Source organism: Liquorilactobacillus mali, assembly GCF_001437155.1.
GTDB lineage: Bacteria > Bacillota > Bacilli > Lactobacillales > Lactobacillaceae > Liquorilactobacillus > Liquorilactobacillus mali_A.
In genome coordinates this window covers 34,088-53,466 of sequence record NZ_JQAR01000008.1, presented here as the reverse complement: position 1 = coordinate 53,466, position 19,379 = coordinate 34,088, and the positions used below count along the sequence as shown (strand labels likewise).

Annotated in this window: 14 protein-coding genes; 2 read left to right on the top strand and 12 right to left on the bottom strand. The window is 36.3% G+C overall.

Annotated features, from left to right (window positions below; translation table 11 throughout):
* Window positions 1–6: 6 nt before the first annotated feature.
* On the bottom strand, window positions 7–1,377 hold the full coding sequence (locus tag IV36_RS05345) for an aspartate aminotransferase family protein (protein ID WP_056991150.1): 1,371 nt from the start codon (window positions 1,375–1,377) through the stop codon (window positions 7–9).
* A gap of 72 nt (window positions 1,378–1,449) precedes the next feature.
* Between IV36_RS05345 and IV36_RS05340 the strand changes: the two genes are divergently transcribed.
* Entirely contained in the window at window positions 1,450–2,610 is a 1,161-nt protein-coding gene (locus tag IV36_RS05340) for a PucR family transcriptional regulator (protein ID WP_056991149.1), read from the top strand.
* A gap of 346 nt (window positions 2,611–2,956) precedes the next feature.
* Here IV36_RS05340 and IV36_RS05335 read toward each other — a convergent pair whose 3' ends face one another.
* The 10 genes from IV36_RS05335 to IV36_RS05290 form a co-directional block, all read right to left on the bottom strand.
* Complete coding sequence (locus IV36_RS05335; RefSeq protein WP_056991148.1) at window positions 2,957–4,576, bottom strand: peptide ABC transporter substrate-binding protein; 1,620 nt, start codon at window positions 4,574–4,576, stop codon at window positions 2,957–2,959.
* Between the two features lie 12 nt (window positions 4,577–4,588).
* The gene (locus IV36_RS05330) at window positions 4,589–5,914 is read right to left on the bottom strand and encodes a M20/M25/M40 family metallo-hydrolase (RefSeq protein WP_056991147.1); all 1,326 of its coding nucleotides are present in this window, start codon (window positions 5,912–5,914) and stop codon (window positions 4,589–4,591) included.
* Between the two features lie 571 nt (window positions 5,915–6,485).
* Entirely contained in the window at window positions 6,486–6,683 is a 198-nt protein-coding gene (locus IV36_RS05325) for a heavy-metal-associated domain-containing protein (RefSeq protein WP_003688446.1), read from the bottom strand.
* Between the two features lie 38 nt (window positions 6,684–6,721).
* The gene (locus IV36_RS05320; RefSeq protein ID WP_056991146.1) at window positions 6,722–8,968 is read right to left on the bottom strand and encodes a heavy metal translocating P-type ATPase; all 2,247 of its coding nucleotides are present in this window, start codon (window positions 8,966–8,968) and stop codon (window positions 6,722–6,724) included.
* Window positions 8,968–11,148, bottom strand: a complete 2,181-nt coding sequence (locus IV36_RS05315; RefSeq protein ID WP_187328430.1) for a heavy metal translocating P-type ATPase — start codon at window positions 11,146–11,148, stop codon at window positions 8,968–8,970. The genes IV36_RS05320 and IV36_RS05315 overlap by 1 nt, the downstream gene beginning before the upstream one ends.
* Before the next feature lie 32 nt (window positions 11,149–11,180).
* The gene (locus tag IV36_RS05310; protein ID WP_056991145.1) at window positions 11,181–11,621 is read right to left on the bottom strand and encodes a CopY/TcrY family copper transport repressor; all 441 of its coding nucleotides are present in this window, start codon (window positions 11,619–11,621) and stop codon (window positions 11,181–11,183) included.
* A 191-nt stretch (window positions 11,622–11,812) separates the two neighbouring features.
* Window positions 11,813–12,502, bottom strand: coding sequence for a cysteine hydrolase family protein (locus tag IV36_RS05305; protein WP_056991144.1), 690 nt, complete (start codon window positions 12,500–12,502; stop codon window positions 11,813–11,815).
* A 26-nt stretch (window positions 12,503–12,528) separates the two neighbouring features.
* Window positions 12,529–13,860: an APC family permease gene (locus IV36_RS05300; protein ID WP_056991143.1), complete on the bottom strand. Its 1,332-nt coding sequence runs from the start codon at window positions 13,858–13,860 to the stop codon at window positions 12,529–12,531.
* 28 nt (window positions 13,861–13,888) lie between these two features.
* Window positions 13,889–15,259: a glutamine synthetase family protein gene (locus tag IV36_RS05295; protein ID WP_056991142.1), complete on the bottom strand. Its 1,371-nt coding sequence runs from the start codon at window positions 15,257–15,259 to the stop codon at window positions 13,889–13,891.
* Between the two features lie 392 nt (window positions 15,260–15,651).
* Window positions 15,652–16,062 carry a VOC family protein gene (locus IV36_RS05290; protein ID WP_056991141.1) on the bottom strand — a complete coding sequence of 137 codons (411 nt, stop codon included), beginning with the start codon at window positions 16,060–16,062 and terminating at the stop codon, window positions 15,652–15,654.
* A gap of 699 nt (window positions 16,063–16,761) precedes the next feature.
* On the opposite strand from IV36_RS05290, the gene IV36_RS05285 reads away from it, so the two are divergent.
* Window positions 16,762–18,393: a peptide ABC transporter substrate-binding protein gene (locus tag IV36_RS05285; protein ID WP_056991140.1), complete on the top strand. Its 1,632-nt coding sequence runs from the start codon at window positions 16,762–16,764 to the stop codon at window positions 18,391–18,393.
* Between the two features lie 250 nt (window positions 18,394–18,643).
* On the opposite strand, the gene IV36_RS05280 is transcribed toward IV36_RS05285, so the two are convergent.
* On the bottom strand, window positions 18,644–19,333 hold the full coding sequence (locus IV36_RS05280; protein ID WP_082623716.1) for an EcsC family protein: 690 nt from the start codon (window positions 19,331–19,333) through the stop codon (window positions 18,644–18,646).
* Window positions 19,334–19,379: the final 46 nt, after the last annotated feature.

Genomic DNA, 19,379 nt, shown 5'->3' with positions numbered 1-19,379 from the left:
CCTAAATCAGGATATTTTACTTACACTTAATTCCTGAATTGATTCCTCTAAAATCGTTAATCCAACATTTAGCTGATCTTCTGTTATCACTAAAGGTGCTAAAAACCGAATTACATTCCCATGTGCACCTGCATTTTCAATAATTAATCCCTTTGAAACACATAATTGAATTAAATCACTCACAAACTTAGTAGCTGGCTTCTTAGTCTTTTTATCTTCAACAAATTCAATTCCAAGCATTGCACCCCAGCCTCGAACATCTCCGACAACCGGATATTTATTTTTCCACTCCAAGAATTCTTTCTTGCATCGCGTTCCAATTTTTTGTGCTTTGGTTATTAAATCCTCATCTTTAATGATTTCCAATACTTCAAGTGCCGCTGCACACGCTACTGCATTTCCTCCAAAGGTCCCTCCAATCACACCTTTTGGAACACTATCCATTATCTCCTTTCTTGCGATTACTCCACCTAAGGGTAATCCACCAGCAATCGACTTAGCCACTGTTAAGATATCTGGTGCAAAACCTGCTTCTTGCCAATAATTTGAAGCAAACATTCTTCCAGTTCTTGCAAACCCACTCTGAACTTCATCGGCAATTAATAAAATGCCATTTTCATCACAAATTTTGCGAACTGCTTCAACCCACTTTAGCGGTGCGGGAATAAATCCACCTTCGCCTTGGATCGGCTCAAGTACAATTGCAGCAACCTGATCAGCAGCTGATTCCTCTTCAAAAATTTGATTTATCCTACTTAGGTAATACTCAAGTGCATCTTCTTCTTTTATTCCCTTTGGTAAATGATATAAATTAGGAAAATCTGCCCTAAATATTCCATCAGCCAATGGACCGGTACCTTTTGCATATGCTTTCTTTGATGTCATCGTCATTGTAAGTAATGTCCGCCCATGAAATGCGCCTGAAAAAACAATCACATTCGGTCTTTTTGTATATACTTTCGCTATTTTTATGGCATTTTCGTTTACTTCCGCACCACTATTTGCAAAAAAAACCTTTACCTCTTTCTTTTTCTTTACAGGGGCAATTTCAGCGAGTTTTTGTGCTAATTTTGTATATCCCTTATGTGTGACTATATTGAACATTCCATGCAAATATTTCTCACTTTGTTTCTTTACTGCCTCCACAACACGCGGGTTTGTATGACCCACGTTTAAAACGCCTACTCCACCTACCCAATCCAAAAATAAGTTTCCATCTGGATCTTGAATAATTGCACCCTCAGAATTTTCAATGACTACAGGATATATACACCCCACAGAATTGGGAACATATTTCTTTCTCTCACTTAATATGATATTTGCTTTAGGTCCAGGTAATTGTTTAGTTATAATTTTTGGTAACTTCGTACTCAACATTTATGATTCCTTCTTCCATTGACTTGTAAAATATTAGATATATAATGATAAACAAAAAAAGTTGGTGATCAAATGGCTATAAATTTCAGATCAGTTTACTACGCAACTAAGGAAAAGTATGAAATGAATCTCATAACTGGTAGTACCGGATTAGATAAATTATTTAGTTGGGTCCATATTTTGGAAAATATAAATACAATGGACTATCTGCACGGAAATGAGATTGTTATAACAACTGGAATTGGAAAAGATTCTGACACTTGGCTTTTTGAATATGTTCAAAAGGTAATTTCTTCAGGGGCAACGGCTTTAATTATTAATACGGGGCAATTCATCAGAGATATTCCTAAAAATATAATTGATTATTGTAGTAAAAAGAATTTTCCATTAATCACAGTTCCTTGGAAAATACATTTAATTGATATAATTAGGGACTATTGCAACCGTATTTTTGCAAGTGAACAGTTGTCATACAGTCTCATGGGAAGTATAAAAAATGCAATTTTCCATCCTAATTCACCTGAAACATTTGAACGTCAACTTGAAAGAAATAATTTCGACTTGCATTCCGACTACACTATTCTTGCCATCAGCAGTGATGATTTGGATATTTTAAGGATTAATTCTAAGCTTTACGGTAAACTCCGTCTCAAAGTTGAAGTTGAGCTCAATAAGTTCAGATTCATTAACTGTATTTTTGATTACGATAATTCCTTCTTCATCGTAATTAACAGTTCAAATAGCATTCCGGGATTTGCCAATTCAATTGACAAAATGTTGAAAGCAAACTTCGAGGAATATAACTTCAATATCAGTGTGAGTTCAACAGCATCATCAATTTTTGAACTACATCGCTCATACAAACAAATTGAATATGTTAAGGCCCATATGCATAAAAAATCATCAAATTCAGTATGTTTTTTTGAAGATAATGGAATAAACGAACTCATTTTAGCAGTTAATAATTATCAACTCCTCGAAGACAGTGCTTTGAAAACACTGGAACCCATTTTGAAATATGACCAAGAAGCTGGTACTGAATACCTAGATCTCCTTAAACTATACCTCCAAGAAAACTGTAGTGTTAAAGCCGTTTCCGAAAAAACATTTTCACATCGAAATACGATTAACTATCGGATCAAACGTATTAAAAATCTATTGGGAGTAAATCTGGATGAAAATGAAGAGCGGTTTAAACTAATTCTGGCATTTCACATTATGGATATTTTGTAATCTTTCCCATCCCCTTTTCGTTGTAAGAATATTATCATAATTATTCATTATTTAACATGTATTAAAGCATAAACATTCTCTCACATATTTGTGCTGGAGCACGAAATCACTTTTTTTTCTTAGGTTTATACTCTTTAAACTTATTTTTTGTAAAGATAGCGCTATCATTTAAAAATCAAAATATAGAAAAATCTAGGGTTAATTCTGATTGAGCGCAGTTCTTACTGATCTCATTATCAAAATTAATCCTAGATTTTTTTGCCTATCCTAAAACTTTTACAAAAATCGAGCTTAGATATCTTCGTATCCATGGAACTCATTACATTTTTTTACAAAAAAGTCCATATTATTTTATATATGCATTTTTCCAGAGAAATCCACCTACTGAATTGTACTTCAAACCTTTAACATTCGATTTTATTAAGAGTGCAGAAGTAGGTTGATACAACAGAGCAAGCGGTTGTTCCTCATCAAGGACATTTGTAGCATTGCTCATTGCTTTCCACCTGCCATCTGCATCACTAGCACTATCATTTTTAGCACTTGAAACATACTTATCATAGTCACTGTTCTTCCATTTTCCGAAATTATAGACATTATTACTTGTCATTAAGTTTAAGTACGTCAATGGATCAGTAAATTCTGCACCCCAACCAGTTAACACAAGATCAAAATCTTGATTCATCATCTTAGTAATTCTATTCTTCTTTGGCATATTTGAAAGATTGACCGTTAATCCTGATAATGTAGTCTCATATTGGCTTTGTAAGAATTCACTTGTATTCTTACTTGTATCATCGTCATCACTAAGGAATGTTAAAGTCAACTTCTTAACACCTAATTCTTTCAAACCCTTTTTCCAGTACTTCTTAGCAAGTTTCTTGTTATGTTCTGAAGCTTCTTTTACTTGCGCATCTTTCGCAAAATCTTTTCCTTTGTAACTTGTTAATCCTTCTGGTACAAAATTCTTTGATACAACAGAGCCATCACCCAAAACTTTTTTTACAAGTTGTTTGCGGTTTACTGCATAAGATAGGGCCTTACGAATGTTTACATTTTTTAAAGTCTTTCTAGTCGTATTGTAATCGACGTAGGTCGTTCTTGCCTGCTCCAACGATTTAAATTCTTTGTTGGTTTTTAATTGACGAGCTTGCTCACTGCTTAAAAGTGTTTCGTCTAATTTACCGCTTTGATACAAATTGTATGATGTCGTCGTACTCTTTGTTACCTGGAAGTTTATTTTTGTTAACTTAACTTGTTTCTTACCCCAATAGTAATCATTTTTCTGTAAATTCCACTTATCATTTGTCCCCGTCCAGCCTTTAACAACAAAGGGACCATTGTAAAGCGTATATTTTGAAGAAGTTCCATATTTTTTGCCATATTTGTTAACAGCATTTTCATTTAGAGGATAGAAGCTCGAAATTACAAGTAATTTTTTGAAATAAGGAATTGTTTTATCCAAAGTCACCACTAACTTGTACTTACCTACTGCTTTAACCCCTAATGTATCAGGGGATTTCTTGCTATTCATAATATCCTCTGCATTTTTCACTCCATCAAAAAGATAAGAGTTCGGTGCGGCAGTTGCTGGAGTTACCATCCTACGCCAGCCATAAACGTAATCTGCAGCAACTACAGATTTGCCATTACTCCATTTAGCATTCTTCCTTAGATTAAAAGTATATGTTTTCTCGTCTTTAGATACCTCGACGCTCGATGCTCCTGCTAATTTCAGCTTATTATTGCCATCCAAAACATAAAGTCCTTCATTACTGTTACGTAGAACTTCTCCCCCAACAGAATCATCAACCTGATCCGGATCTAATGTTTCAAGAGATGATGGTTCGCTCCAATTTAAAACCTGTTTGGTTGCAGCATCAACCTTCTTACTTGATGTTCCTAAAAATAACAGACTTGCCGCAACTACCAATCCACTTGATACCAAAACTCTACTCAACTTCATACTAAAATCCCCCTAAAAATTTTGTAATAACTCTGTAAGATATTCAACACCCTGAGAAAAGTCGCTAACCAAGATGTGTTCATTTGGTGCATGGGCTCCGCTTGCTGCATTATGTACTCCTACTAACACAATAGGCAGTTTAAGTACGTTCCCAAAACATTCAATTGGTCCACCACCAGCAGCATTAGGAACATATTTTACTTGCCTATCCCCATAAACTTTTTTCGCAGTAGCCATAGCAAGTTTTACAAATGCATGGTCTGAATCAGAACGAAAAGCATTCTCGCCAAGATTGAATGTGACTTTTAAATCCGCAAAACCATTTTTCTTCAGATGCGCCTCAACTAGCTTAACCATTTTCTCTGGATCTTGCCCCGGCACTAGACGACAGTCTAATTTAGCCTTTGCATACTTGGGAAGAACTGTTTTCACTCCTTCACCCTCATAGCCAGAAGTGAGACCATTAATTGTCATCGTTGGTTCATTTACAAAGGCATATGCTGGCTTATCTGTTATAAAATCACGTTTTAGGCCAAATGTTTCTTTGACTTTTTCTTCATCAAAATCCATTTGAGCAACTGCTTTTTTCTCCAAATCAGTTAAATCATCAACATCATCATAGAAACCATCTACAGTAATTCGTCCATTCTTGTCTTTCAGAGTGGCTAATCCCTGAACAAGTCTCCATGCTGCATTTGGTGCAAAACAAGCAAGTGAAGAGTGCATATCAACATCTGCGGTAACTGCTTCAACGTCAAAGCTAACAATCCCCTTCATACCACTAATTACTTCGAAGCGCCCGACAGAATTTTTACCGCCGCCTTCCCAAATACATGCATCAGCTTTTAGTTCTTTTGCATGCTCTCTAACTGCCTCATCAACATGCAGACTCCCAATTTCTTCTTCTCCTTCGACAAAAAACTTCAGATTCACTGGAAGTCCTCCATTTTCTTGGAACCACTTCACCATTACGAGGCGCGCCATAAGTTCACCTTTGTCATCACTGGCCCCCCTAGCAACCAATTTACCTTCGACAAAAGTCGGATTAAATGGCTCCGTCTTCCATTCGTCCAATGGCTGCGCTGGCTGAACATCATAATGATTGTAAAACAGAACTGTTTTTGCACTTTTTCCTTCAAACTCTGCATATACAAACGGATTTTGTCCTTCTTTTGCCCATTTCTCAGACTTCTTTGCACCTAACTGTTCAAAAGTCTTTACTAGCCAATCACTAGCTTCATCAATTCCCTTGTTCTCAGCAGAAACACTTGGAATTGCTAGATAATCAAGAAAATCGTTAAGATGCATTTCTGCATAATTATGTATATTTTTGGACATGATAATTCCCCTTTCTCAAACAAAAAACACCCCAGTTTATCAGCAATGATAAAACTGCGGTGTAATATTGAAAGGTTTCATTTTTTTAAAATGTTTGTATTTACCAATCACTATCCACATCGCAGTTTTACATGCCGCAATGTGAACCGTGACCAAAAAGCCTATGTCATCGGGTTGCACTGCGGCATCCTAATAATGACTAGGCTAATAATATTGATTTGCATGTTTAATACTTTTTCGAATGTCATCAGTGCAATCCTCCTTGTATGAAATGAACTAGTTGTTTAATTGATGTTTCCCATTCTACTACATTGAGCTTAAATTTCAATAGTTAATTTGTATTTAATATTCAAAAATCAATTAATATTATTCATTTTCCTTTCTAAAACTAAGCCATTCCTAAAGTCCATAAAAAAAGGACAGCAATTTTTTATGCTGGCCCTCAATTATCTTTTGCATTATGTTCGAAATTATTTGACTTCTTTTAGTTCGAAATTAATTACAGTGTTAACCTTATCCACTAAAATTATTTGTTATAAACACATTTTTTGTTTCAGTTTTATCATGCGTTTTATAACTTAATATTGTAATGTGTTCCTTTTAATGATGTCTTCAAATTCTGCTCGTCAAAATCACCTGCAACAACCGCATTTCCATCTGCAAGACTGACAGCAACTTTTGTTACCCCTGAAACTCCTGTAAAAGCCTCAGTCACCTTTTTCACACAACCACTGCATTTCATACCAGTAATATCGTATGTTTTCTCCATAGCAATCACTCCTTAATTTTTATAATCTTTGCACTTTTTTAGACGACTGATCTAAAAGATCTAAGACGCAGCGCATTTAATAAAACTGAAACCGAGCTAAAACTCATTGCGGCCCCTGCAATCATCGGGTTAAGTAATGGACCACCAAATAAATATAATCCTCCCATTGCCACTGGAATTCCCATGATATTATACGCAAAGGCCCAAAAAAGATTCTCCTTAATGTTATGGATAGTTGCTTTGCTAAGCAGATATGCAGTTACAACATCAAGTAAGTCACTATGCAGCAAGACAATATCAGCCGCATCAATTGCCACATCAGTTCCTGAACCAATCGCAATTCCAACGTTGGCTTGTGCCAAAGCTGGTGCATCATTTACTCCGTCACCAACCATTCCAACCAACTTGCCTTCGCGCTGCAAAGCCTGAACCTGATTTGCCTTATCTGCTGGCATAACTTCACTTCTAACCGTTTTTATCCCAACCTGTTCAGCAATTGCAGAGGCAGTCTTATCATTATCACCGGTCATCATAATAACTTCAATCCCCGCATCCTGCAATCTGGCAATTGCAGTACGACTAGCACTTTTGATAGGATCAGCAATCGCGATAATTCCTGCTAATTTTGTTCCAAGTGCTATTAATAGTGGTGTCTTTCCTTGTAATGCAAGTTCATCAATCTGATTCTTAATAAAAGATACATCAACCTTGTTCATCATCATAAATGACTCATTGCCCAAAATTACTGCCTGATCAGCAATAACTGCTTGAATACCTTTGCCCGCTACTGATTGGAAATCTGAGACAACTTTGGTCTTCACATCATGTTCCTTGGCATACATCATAATTGCCCTTGCAAGAGGGTGCTCAGAATTATACTCTAGTGCCTTGGCAAATTCCATAACTTCTTTTTTTGTAAAATCATTAAAAGACAAAATATCAGTAACACTTGGAACTCCAGTTGTTATTGTGCCAGTTTTGTCTAGCACAATTGTTTGAATATTCTGCAGCGACTCAAGTGCTGTTCCACTCTTAAAGAACACCCCATTATCTGCTCCTTTACCTGTTCCGACCATTATTGCTGTTGGTGTTGCCAATCCAAGTGCACAAGGGCAGGCAATTACTAAGACAGCAATCATAATTGTCAATGAGAAACTAAACGATTCATTACCAATAAAGTACCAGCCAAATCCAGCTAATAATGCCAAAGTAATAACTGTTGGCACGAAGACTGCAGATACTTTATCAGCAATTTTTGCAATTGGAGCCTTCTGAGCCTGTGCATCTTCTACTAACTTAATAATTTGGGATAAAACCGTTTCTTTCTGTTCCTTCGTAATTCTAAATTTAAAAGAACCAGTTTGATTTAGGCTACCTCCAAATACACTATCTCCAAGCTTTTTTGATATTGGCATGCTTTCGCCCGTCAACAATGACTCATCAATGGTCGAATTTCCCTCAATAATTTGTCCATCTGCTGGAATTTTCTGACCAGGACGGACAATAGCAATATCTCCGATCTTTACATCTGATAGCAGTCGTTCTTCTTCCTGTCCATTAATTATTACATTTGCGGTTTTGGGTGCTAAATCCAACAACTTTTTTATTGCTGTTGATGTTTTCCCTTTTGAAACTGTTTCAAAATATTTTCCAAGTGTGATTAAAGTTAGAATTGTCCCAGCAGCCTCATAATAAAGGTCATCAGAGTAACTATAATTACCTAAAATTACCTGAAATGTTCCAAAAAAACTGTATATTAGCGCAGCACCAGAACCTAATGCAACCAGTGAGTCCATATTAGGATGTCCCTTTGCTAAAGTCTTAAAACCAATTTTGAAGTAATCGATATTCAAGACAACTATAGGTATTGCCAATATCAATTCAACAATCACAAAAATTTGCGGATTAAAACTCGGCCGTATGAATCTTGGAAGCCAAAATCCCAACATTGAACCCATTGCAAGATACAAAAGTGGAACTGTAAAGATAGCCGAATAAAAAAACTGGTTCCACAATTTATTTATCTGTTGTGTTTTACTAAATGTTCGTTGTTCTATCTCATCAGATGTTCCTGCAAGAAGTTTGGCACCATAACCTGCATCAACAACCGTGGAAACGATTTTCTGCTCATCAAGAGACTGGGGATCATATGCCACGTTCATTTTTTCAGTTGTCAAATTTACACTGACATCAGCTACACCTGCCAACTTACCAACTGCTTTTTCAATTGTCATCGAGCATGATGCGCACACCATACCATCAATTGCATAATCTTCCCTTTTCATCAGTCACTCACCTCAAGTTTCAATGTCATTGCATTTAAAGCAACGATAATAGTTGAAAGCGACATCACAATTGCCCCAACTGCTGGGCTTAAAATAAGACCTATTCCTGCAAGAAGTCCTGCTGCAAGTGGCAATGCGACAATATTGTACCCTGCACCCCACCAGAGATTCTCAACCATTTTTCGATTGGTTGCTTTTGCAAGATATAAGAAGTCCAAAACATCCATGGGGTTACTCTTAACCAAAATTACATCGGCTGAATCAATTGCCACATCAGTCCCTGCTCCAATCGCAACACCTATGTCGGCTCTCATTAAACTGGGAGCATCGTTGACTCCATCACCAATCATCATCACATGGTGACCTTCATTTTGATATTGTCTAACAATCTTTTCTTTATCTTCTGGCTTCAAATTTGCCTTGACAATGATTTCACCGAGTTGTTGAGCTACTTTATGAGCAGCCAATTCATTATCACCTGTTAACATAACAGGTTCAATTCCAAGTTTATGCAGTTCAGTAATAAAGGCCTTTGACTCTGGCTTAACTTCATCACCTTGAGCGACAAAACCCAGAATTTTTTTACTGCTGCTTATCAAGTAACTAATCGAATTACCTTTTTGAGCTAAAGTAGTAAACTGTGTTTGATTGAATTCAATGTTATTCCTCCTCAAATAATCTGCCGTTACAATACTATATTCATGACCATCAATTGTACCAGTGATACCCACACCCTTAACCGTCTGAGCATTAGATGCAGAACCCGTTTTTAACTTACGATTCCTCATTTCAGCAAGAATACCTGCAGCTAATGGATGATTCGAATTTGCCTCAAGTTGTGCCATTAAACCCAAAACTTCATTATCTGAATAATTTGAATGCAAACTTTTGACCTCATTTACTTTAAAAACACCTTCGGTTAAAGTTCCTGTTTTATCCATCAAAATAACATCTAAGTGCTTGACCTGTTCCAAAGCGGTTCGGTTCCGAATTAGTAATCCATGTGCTGCTGCCAATGAAGTACTTCTAGAAACAACAAGCGGAATAGCCAATCCCAATGCATGTGGGCACGCAATTACTAAGACTGCAACAGCTCGATTAAGTGCAGTACTCATATCTGCGAGGTTCAACCAAGCTAAAAATGCAATAATCCCGATTAATAATGCCGCATAAAACAACCACTTAGATACTGAATCAGCAATTGATTCAGCTTTTGACTTATCTTTCTGTGCCTGTTCCACAAGCCTGCCAACTTGTGCTAAATAACTATTCTCGCCAATTCCAGTGACAGCAACAAGAAGAGTCCCATCTCCATTCAACGAACCACCAATAACTTTATCTTTTTCTTTCTTTAAAATGGCTTTAGATTCACCGGTCACCAACGATTCATTCACAGAACTTACACCCTCGAGAATCTCCCCATCGGCTGGTATTTTTTCTCCTGCCAAAACCCTAACTTTTTGTCCTTCCTTCAGCTTACTCAATGGCACATCAAACATTTTTCCGCCTTCGGTCACATGCGCTTCACCAGGTAATAAAGCAGCCATCTTCTCAAGTGCATTGCCCGCATTCATCGTAGCATTCATCTCAATCCAATGTCCCAGCAACATGATGACAATTAAACTTGCTAATTCCCAAAAAAAGTCCATTACATGTGGCACACCAGTGATAAAATGATTCATAATAAAAGCATATAAACTATAGATGTAGGCCACACTAATACCCAACGTAATCAGCGTCATCATTGCTGGGCTTTTTTCTTTTATCTCCTGCCATGCCCCAGTATAAAATGGCTGTCCTCCGTAGAAAAAAAGAAATGTTCCTAGCAATAGAACCAACCAATCTGAACCAGGAAATGATAAGTCAAAAGGAAGTTCAATCCCCATAAATGATGAAAGTATAAATATCGGCAAAGCAACTACAAACGAGATCCAAAACTTTTGTTTGAAATTACCCATGTGATGCATGTGTCCAGCACTCATATCATGCCCCATCTGACTGTGATCCATTTTCTGCATATCATGATGTCCCATCTGATCATGATTCATCTCGGACATATCATGATGCTTCATTTCGTCATGGTTCATACCTGACATGTCATGATGCTCCGTCTCACCATGGTCCATTTTCGACATATTATGGTGCTCCATCTTTGAATTTTCTTTCCCATCATTCTTCATGTACTTAACCCCCCACTTATTTTCTGGCAAGTTTAACAACATTCATTTTTCATCCCTTCGGGTAAACAATCGCATTTCACCATTTCTGGTGCAGTTTTACTTTTTTGCTCTAATATTCTTTGCAATTCTTTAATATCCGAACGGCTTAATTCTAATTTTGAAAGTAATTCAATTACAACTTTCCCTTTTTTCATATTGCATAAATGGTCAAATAATTCCGTAACATTTTCATCCATTGCCTCTTTTTCTCCAACAGTTGGATGATAGATAAACTTGCGCCCGTCTTTCACAGTCTTCAAAATCTTTTTATTCACAAGTCTTCTTAACAAGGTTTTGATTGTAGATTCTGTCCAAGCACGCTTTTGCTGCATCAGTTTAATTACTTCAGTACTGCTTGCTCCATTCTTGGTCCAAATAATTCGCATTAATTCCCATTCTGCAGGACTCATTTTTGTCGCATCGATTGCTGTCATTTATGTCACCCTTTTTGTTTTTGTCTACAGTTGTAACTATAAGTGTATGATATTATCAAAGTTTACATTTGTCAACAAAGATGATGGGTTATCAAAAAATTATTTGCATTATTAATTCAAATAAAAAAAGTTTCAGTATTAATTGATTTTCGTCTATTAGTACTGAAACTAGTCTTAAATTTTAACTTATATCATTTTATCAAGTTTCCCATTAACTGTTGGATATCTTCAGTCTTCATTACATCACAATAAATATGATTCATAATTTTCAACTCTGCTTCGTGCACATCCATCGTTGCTCCAGCACAAGCATCTTCAGCAACAATGACATTAAAACCACGGTCAGCCAAGTCTCGTACAGATGTTGCCACACACTGATCTGTAACAACACCGGTTACTACTACTGTTTTAATCTGTAAATTATTCAACAATTGTACATAAGCTGTTCCATTAACGACACTATCAGTTGATTTTTCAACAATAATATCTTCTTTTTCAGGGGCAAGTACATCAATGATTTGTGAACCGTAGGATGTCTTTTGCAACAAAATATTATTCCACCCTGGTCGTCGTTGCACAGGTGAACGGTCTCGGCCATCTGTTCTAAAGCTTGCAATTCGAGCATAGGAAATTAACATATCTTCTTTACGAAAAAAATTCAATAATTTTCTATTATTTGGAATGACAATTTGGTTTATCCTTTCATAAAAAGGACGCCACTGCTCAAAGGTACCTTCTTCTTTGAACTTCACGGCATCCCCAAAATTATCAAGTACAAATTCATTTTGCATATCTACAACTAAAAGAATTGTGCTGTCCTTCTCAATCGGGTAAACAAAATCTCCGCTGTCGTTTGTTGAATAATATAAAGTATCTTCCATTCATAGATTCCTCCATTATCTGCCTTTTAGTTGACTCTTCTCTTATATGAGATTACTACTCCAATTAATATCCAAACAATCACAATGTATGGAAACAAATTCATTGGAAAACTCGGGACTGGCCAAAGATTACTGTAAATAGGATAAATCAGTACACACGTTCCCACAATTGGTGAAAATAGGTGTTTCCAAAAGGAAAAATACTCACGATGTTGCATGAAATACTTAATTGCTCCAATATTAACCATTACATAAACCAGTAACAGTGATAATGTTCCCAATGTCCCACAATAATTATAGAAATTAGTTGGACCAACCTTTAAACCAAAGATTATATAGGCAACCAAAGCAATAACAGAGACTGTATCTAAAGCATGCTTAGGGGTCGCAACTAATGTCTTATTTACAGAAAACCAAGATGTAAGATAGCCGTTATCTGCCAAGGCTTTCATCATAAATGCTGCAGCATTCATTGCACCTAAATAGCAGGCAAAAAAGCTTGTGCAGCTTGCAAAATCAATAAACACCGCCATATAACTTCCTACGTATCGAGTGGCTAAGTAATTTAATGGTGCTGATGAATTAGCAAGTTTCGTAATATTACTAGTTCCAAAACCAATAACTTGCGCATAACTAACAACCACATAAAAAATAACTGCAAAAATTACGGTTCCTAAGATTGCCACAGTAATTGCTTTTTTAGGTTTCTTCGCTTGGGGGGCAACCGTTGCAGCTCCTTCAAAACCAGCAAATGATAACAATGCAAAAACCATCCCAGTTCCTAAACCACTTAGAGGCGTACCAGCCAAAGCAAAAGGTTTAACTGAATTACCATTATCACCACCAGAAAAAATAATTACTAATGCTAAGATTGCCAAAGCTGCAACCGAAATCAATTCAAGAACCAAAGCAAATCTTGTCGAAAACTCAATTCCTTTATGGCTTAACCACCAACCAGCCACTAATGCAATTACGATATAAAATGGAATTGGCAAGTCAATACCAAAATGTTTCAAGAATACATCAGCGAAGTTAGAAAATATACTCACACATCCGACCGTAAAGGAAATATATGTAAGTGTTAAAGCCCAACCAGATAAGAATCCTATTCTTTCACCCAATGCTTTAGAATTATACGCGTATGCTGAACCTTCACCTGGAATATGATGCGCTAACTCAACAAAAGATATCCCAACAAAAAAAATTCCAAGACCACCTAGGATAAATGCCAGTGGAATTGCAGATCCCGCTGCAGCTGCAGTCCCGGCAGTATTAAATGCCATCGCTCCAGTTGGTGCAACCACTGCTATCGATAGACCAAAAACCTCTAATAAAGATAATTTTTTCTCTTCTTTCATTTTTTCCCTCTCATTTCATATCTTCATATTAGTAAATCAAACGATGTAATTCTGCAATTTTTTCTTGCTGCATCCCATCATAAAACTTAACTTCTGATTTCTTAACCTTGCAATATGCTTCTAATAATTTAGCAGGCAATACCTTCTTAAAATATTCATCCGCTGCAAGTTCTTCAATTGCTTCATCCAAGGAATTCGGTAATTTTTTAACTCCGAATTTTTCTCTTTCTTCAGCAGATAATTCTGCGGGGTCAACATCGACAGGTTGGTTAGGTAAGACTTTATTTTTGATTCCATCAAGACCTGCTAACAGGATTCCTGCAATCGCCAAATAGGGATTGGCAGAGGCATCACTGGCCTTCAATTCAATGTTCATCGAACTCTCCTGATTTCCCCAGAAAGTTGATGGAATTCGTACTGCGGCCTCACGGTTATCCTGACCATATGTCGCATAAGCCGAACTCCACTCTCCCGGTTGTAATCGTTGATATGAATTAACCGTTGGACATGTCAATGCAACTACAGCTTTTATATGTTTGAGCAGTCCCCCAACAAAATACTTTCCAAGTATGCTCAACTTCATCTCATCAGATTCGTCGTATAACGCATTTGAATCGTCCTCAATCTTCCACAATGAAAAATGTATGTGACCACCATTTCCCTCGGTCGCAAGAAGCGGTTTTGGTGCAAACGTCGTAAATAAATCATGCTTTTTGGCAACACCTTTGATTACACGCTTAAACCTAATTTCATTATCCGCCGCACTTAATAAATCCGTTGGTTCCATTGATAGCTCGTGCTGTCCAAAACCAGCCTCTGGATAATATTGTTCAGCATCTATCCCACTTTCTTCGAGTGCCTCTAGGACCTCTGGCAGCATATGATAAAAAGTGCCAGTTGCATCAATACTAAAGCAGGGATGCTCATCAACAGGCTCTAATTTCTTTTCTTCATTCTCTTTGAAATAAATAAATTCATTTTCATATGTTCCAATTGTTTTCAAACCCATATCTGCATACTTCTCAAGGACATTTTGCAATAATAACCTAGGATCTGCTTCATACAAATTTTGAGCTGTATCATAATGATCACACATCAATGTGGCAATTTGTTTGACACCCGGAACAAGCGCAAGTGTTTTCAAATCTGGAATTAACCGTACTTCACCCACTGCAGTCATACCCACAATATCTTGGAGTTGGTCATGCGAATTCATGCCAAACATTGCCCGTGTAATCCCAATCCCACTTATCAAATGACTGCCGAGTTTCTTGACTGTAATCGTCTTTCCACGCGCAATTCCATTGTAATCAACATACACAAACTCTAAGAGTTTGATATTATTAGCAGCAATAAAAGCTTGTGCTCCCGCAATATCTTCTGCACTTTGTTCAACCATTTAAACTCCTCCTCATTACATTTTGAATATTTATAACTTATATCACTAAAATAATGTCTTCTGTATATCATTATATCCCAAGAAAAATTGTAGAATTAATGTAGGATACGGATTATAATTTCGCAACACTCATTTTATATAATTATACATAATAAAGCTGTAATAACAATATTTATTCATTATTAATTAGTATAAATAAAAAAAGATGGCTTTTATTTTATTTTCCATCTTTTTTAGTTCATATTTAATTTTAATCTTAGATTAATCTTTGCCTAATGTTATTATTTTGAACTTTTATGATATTTTCTTTATACATTTTACTCTTGCCACCTAAAAAATGTATTAATAGGCCATCACATCATCACAGAAATCATCTAACTTGCAGTTAAGCTCTACCTAATTCGTTTTTCATCACTGACAATTTCGACTTTAATCCTATCTGGATCTTCAAAAAATAACGTATACACATCATTACCACCTGCATGAGGGTAACGTTCCCCATACAGCTCATTATATCCGCGCTCATGGATCTCTTGACGAATCAAGTCAACAATCTGAGAAGATTCAACATAAAAAGCTAAGTGATTTAGTCCTATAGCTGTCCTATTATATTTTGGCTCAAATCTCTCAGTCTGCACAAAAACAATATAGGTCCCATCAAAACGAAAACTTACACCGTTTTCCCATTCTTGAAATAGCTGGTAATTGAGTTTATCAACTAATAACCATTCCCAAAAATTTCGTGTTTCTTTTAAGTTTCCCACATATAATTCAATATGACTGATCGTACCTGTTTTTTTCAAAATTTAAATACCCCTAATATTAATTGATAATACTAGCCTAACATATTTAGTATTTCTAAAAAATATCTATTAATCATTCTTATACTACCAGGGATTCTCTGTGAGTTTTTTTGTATCGTACTTTCAAATTAATATTACAATATAACTTTTTATCTATCATCAACAGCCAGCAATTATTTTCATTCCTTATTTTTTACGACTAATAGTTGACTTAAAATTCAGTAACATTTATACTATCAAAAAGAAAGCATGATAAGTGAACGTTGAAGGAAAGAGTAATTGAGCTGATCAGATGTACAGCGACTGCTAATAGTGAGAGGGCAGGGTCTAAGACTTGACGAAAATGGCTCCGGAGTTTTGTTGAAGGTGCAAGCTATCAGCACGTTTTGACTCGTTATCGTCTATAACATAATATTGTCATTGTGTTTATGAGGCTACGAAATTATTTCTTTCGCAGTAAAGTTTGGGTGGTACCGCGTTTTAACGTCCCTGCATTAAATTGCAGGGGCGTTTTTATTTGCAGTTCTGTCATTATTAATTTAAAGAAGGAGAAGCTTTATGACTAGAATTAGATTCCATAAGATTATCGCGTGGTTAGTTTTTTGGCGCGGTAGTTCTAGAGGCAGCAAGGCTATATAAACTTAAATTGATTTCTGTAGGGAGAAGTATTTAATCAAGAAAATTGGGGATGAACAATAGATGAATTCGAAAAAAATCGCTATCACAACTATCTTTGCTAGTTTATTTTTATTGCTTACGGCGTGTGGTAAGCAGACTAGCAGCACACAGAAACAAGTTCTAAATCTCAGCGCTACTGCTCCACTAAGTACAATTGATATCTCAAAGTCAACAGGATTTGGCCAGACTGGAAATGTCTTTGAAAGTTTTTATCGTTTGGGTAAAAATGGTTCTACAACAGCTGGTTTAGCAAAATCCAGTAGTGTTTCAAAGGACGGAAAAACATGGACATTCAAAATCAGAAAAGCATATTGGAGCAACGGTGATCGCATAACCGCACAAGATTTTGTTTACTCATGGCGTAGAACGATAAATCCTAAGACAAAATCACCCTATTCATACTTATTTAGTGGTATCAAGAATGCTAACGCAATTATTGCGGGCAAAAAATCTGCCAATCAAATCGGTATTAGTGCGCCCGACAAACAAACTGTTGTCATCAAACTCGACAAGGCAATTTCTTATTTTAAAGTCTTGATGGCTTACCCATTATTCGGACCACAAAATCAGAAAGTTGTAGAAAAATATGGGAGCAAGTATGGAACTCGTTCACAGTATATGGTTTACTCAGGTCCATTTACAATCAAGTCATGGACAGGAACAGGTAACAAATGGAAATTCGTAAAAAATACTCATTATTGGGATAAAAAAGTCGTTAAGTTGCAGCAAATTAACTATACTGTTGTAGAAAATCCTACGACTGGGCATGAACTCTATCAGCAAAACAAATTGGATATGACACCTTTGTCTAATCAACAAGTTAAAAACTATCAGAGTTCATCGCAGTTTAAATCTTATCCATACTCTTACATCTCATATATCGCATATAACTTCAAAGACAAAGATACTGATAAGCGTAAGGCCCTGAATAACCGTTATATTCGCTTGGCAATGTCCCTAGCAATCAATCGCCAAGTTCTTACTAAAAGAGTATTGGGGGATGGTTCTTATATTCCAACCGGTTTTGTAGCATCTGGATTAGCTAAAGATCCAAAAACTGGTGAAGACTTTGCAAAACAACAGGCAGTTAAAAATACCGTAGCATATAATGAAAAGCTGGCAAAAAAATATTGGAAAAAAGGCTTGCAAGAAACTGGCCTGAAGAGCTTGAAGCTAACATTGCTTTCTTCTAATGACGACAGCAGCAGTAGTGTCGTTTCACAGTACTTACAGTCTCAATACGCCAAAGTTCTACCTGGCTTATCAATAACAATTCGTAGCGTTCCAAGTAACAATGCTTCGCAGAATGCAAAAGATGGCGACTTTGACCTGTACTTGTCTGGTTGGGGCGGTGATTTCAATGATCCTATCACATTCCTCCAAATTCCATTAACTGGAACTTCTTATAACTATGGTGGGTATTCAAGCTCTGAATATGATGCTTTAATAGAAAAAGCGCAAAATGAGGATGCTAATAATGCTAATAAGCGTTGGAGTGATTTGGTCGCCGCTGCTAAGATATTCAATGCCGATCAAGGTGTAACCCCCGTCTACCAGCAGGTTACATCATATTTACAGAAATCTGATGTTAAGGGAATTATTCATAATACTGCTGGAACACAGTGGAATTATAAGTATACGTATATTAAATAAATTATGTGTACAAAAAGAGTGTGATATAGGTCGATAAACTTCGTGTACTAATACGAAATTACAAACATAGCGAGTAATTTGTAGTGAGTAATTCAGAGCTGACCAAGAATTTTGACTTATGGAACATGTTTATACAAAATAAGAGGAGTTATGTCAAAAGTTAACTTTTGACATAACTCCTTTCTTATTAAAAATTATTCTCATATTTCATTCTGAGATAAAAATGTTCTCAAACTAATAAAAGTCCCTTTTAGTCCCACTCTTTATTGCTTTTCTCTGGAATAACTTTCAATATTTTCTTATCAATTACCGTCCCATCTCCAACTGCTACGCCTTCCTCTAAAAAGGTCTTCTTGGCCAATGAAGCAATTGCCAAGGTAGAAGTTGTATCAAAAGTTCCGCCAACAACAGCACCTAAAACAGGCACCATCTTACCTAAATTAATAAGGCCTTTTGAACCAAATTTAGTGGCTAACCGAAAACCAACCTTTTGATTAATTCGTACTAATGCAGTACCAGGTATCCTCTTAATCATCCCTGTAGCCAACTTATTAGTAAACAAGATTCCCGTCTTCTTAACTATGTCAGAAACCGAAGTACCAGCTAGTGTGGCATACACAAAAGTTTGTACCTGATCACTCTTCAAATCATATCCTCTAATTCGTGCAATTGCCGCAATCATTCTCATTTGGAATAAAATAACTGAAGCAATATTAGCCGGAATTGTCACAGGAAAAGTAATTGCTCCTCCAAAACCTGTTACAAATCCAGAAGTAGCTGCTTTGGCAACTTGAAACTGTATTAATTTATCGATTGCAGTTTCTTTATCATATTTTGATAAATAATCATTTACTAAATCATCAATACTTTCCTGTCCAGGTAATCCGTTGGTTGTTTTATCATAAGCCCAATCAAGTGTTTCCATCATCTTGGATTGCATTGTTTCAGAAATATAAGATCTATTATTAGCAAATCTACTTTTTGTT

Coding starts and splice junctions, on each gene's coding strand:
- IV36_RS05345 (WP_056991150.1), bottom strand. CDS start 1,377: ATGTTGAGTACGAAGTTACCAAAAATTATAACTAAACAATTACCTGGA.
- IV36_RS05340 (WP_056991149.1), top strand. CDS start 1,450: ATGGCTATAAATTTCAGATCAGTTTACTACGCAACTAAGGAAAAGTAT.
- IV36_RS05335 (WP_056991148.1), bottom strand. CDS start 4,576: ATGAAGTTGAGTAGAGTTTTGGTATCAAGTGGATTGGTAGTTGCGGCA.
- IV36_RS05330 (WP_056991147.1), bottom strand. CDS start 5,914: ATGTCCAAAAATATACATAATTATGCAGAAATGCATCTTAACGATTTT.
- IV36_RS05325 (WP_003688446.1), bottom strand. CDS start 6,683: ATGGAGAAAACATACGATATTACTGGTATGAAATGCAGTGGTTGTGTG.
- IV36_RS05320 (WP_056991146.1), bottom strand. CDS start 8,968: ATGAAAAGGGAAGATTATGCAATTGATGGTATGGTGTGCGCATCATGC.
- IV36_RS05315 (WP_187328430.1), bottom strand. CDS start 11,148: ATGAAGAATGATGGGAAAGAAAATTCAAAGATGGAGCACCATAATATG.
- IV36_RS05310 (WP_056991145.1), bottom strand. CDS start 11,621: ATGACAGCAATCGATGCGACAAAAATGAGTCCTGCAGAATGGGAATTA.
- IV36_RS05305 (WP_056991144.1), bottom strand. CDS start 12,502: ATGGAAGATACTTTATATTATTCAACAAACGACAGCGGAGATTTTGTT.
- IV36_RS05300 (WP_056991143.1), bottom strand. CDS start 13,860: ATGAAAGAAGAGAAAAAATTATCTTTATTAGAGGTTTTTGGTCTATCG.
- IV36_RS05295 (WP_056991142.1), bottom strand. CDS start 15,259: ATGGTTGAACAAAGTGCAGAAGATATTGCGGGAGCACAAGCTTTTATT.
- IV36_RS05285 (WP_056991140.1), top strand. CDS start 16,762: ATGAATTCGAAAAAAATCGCTATCACAACTATCTTTGCTAGTTTATTT.
- IV36_RS05280 (WP_082623716.1), bottom strand. CDS start 19,333: ATGCAATCCAAGATGATGGAAACACTTGATTGGGCTTATGATAAAACA.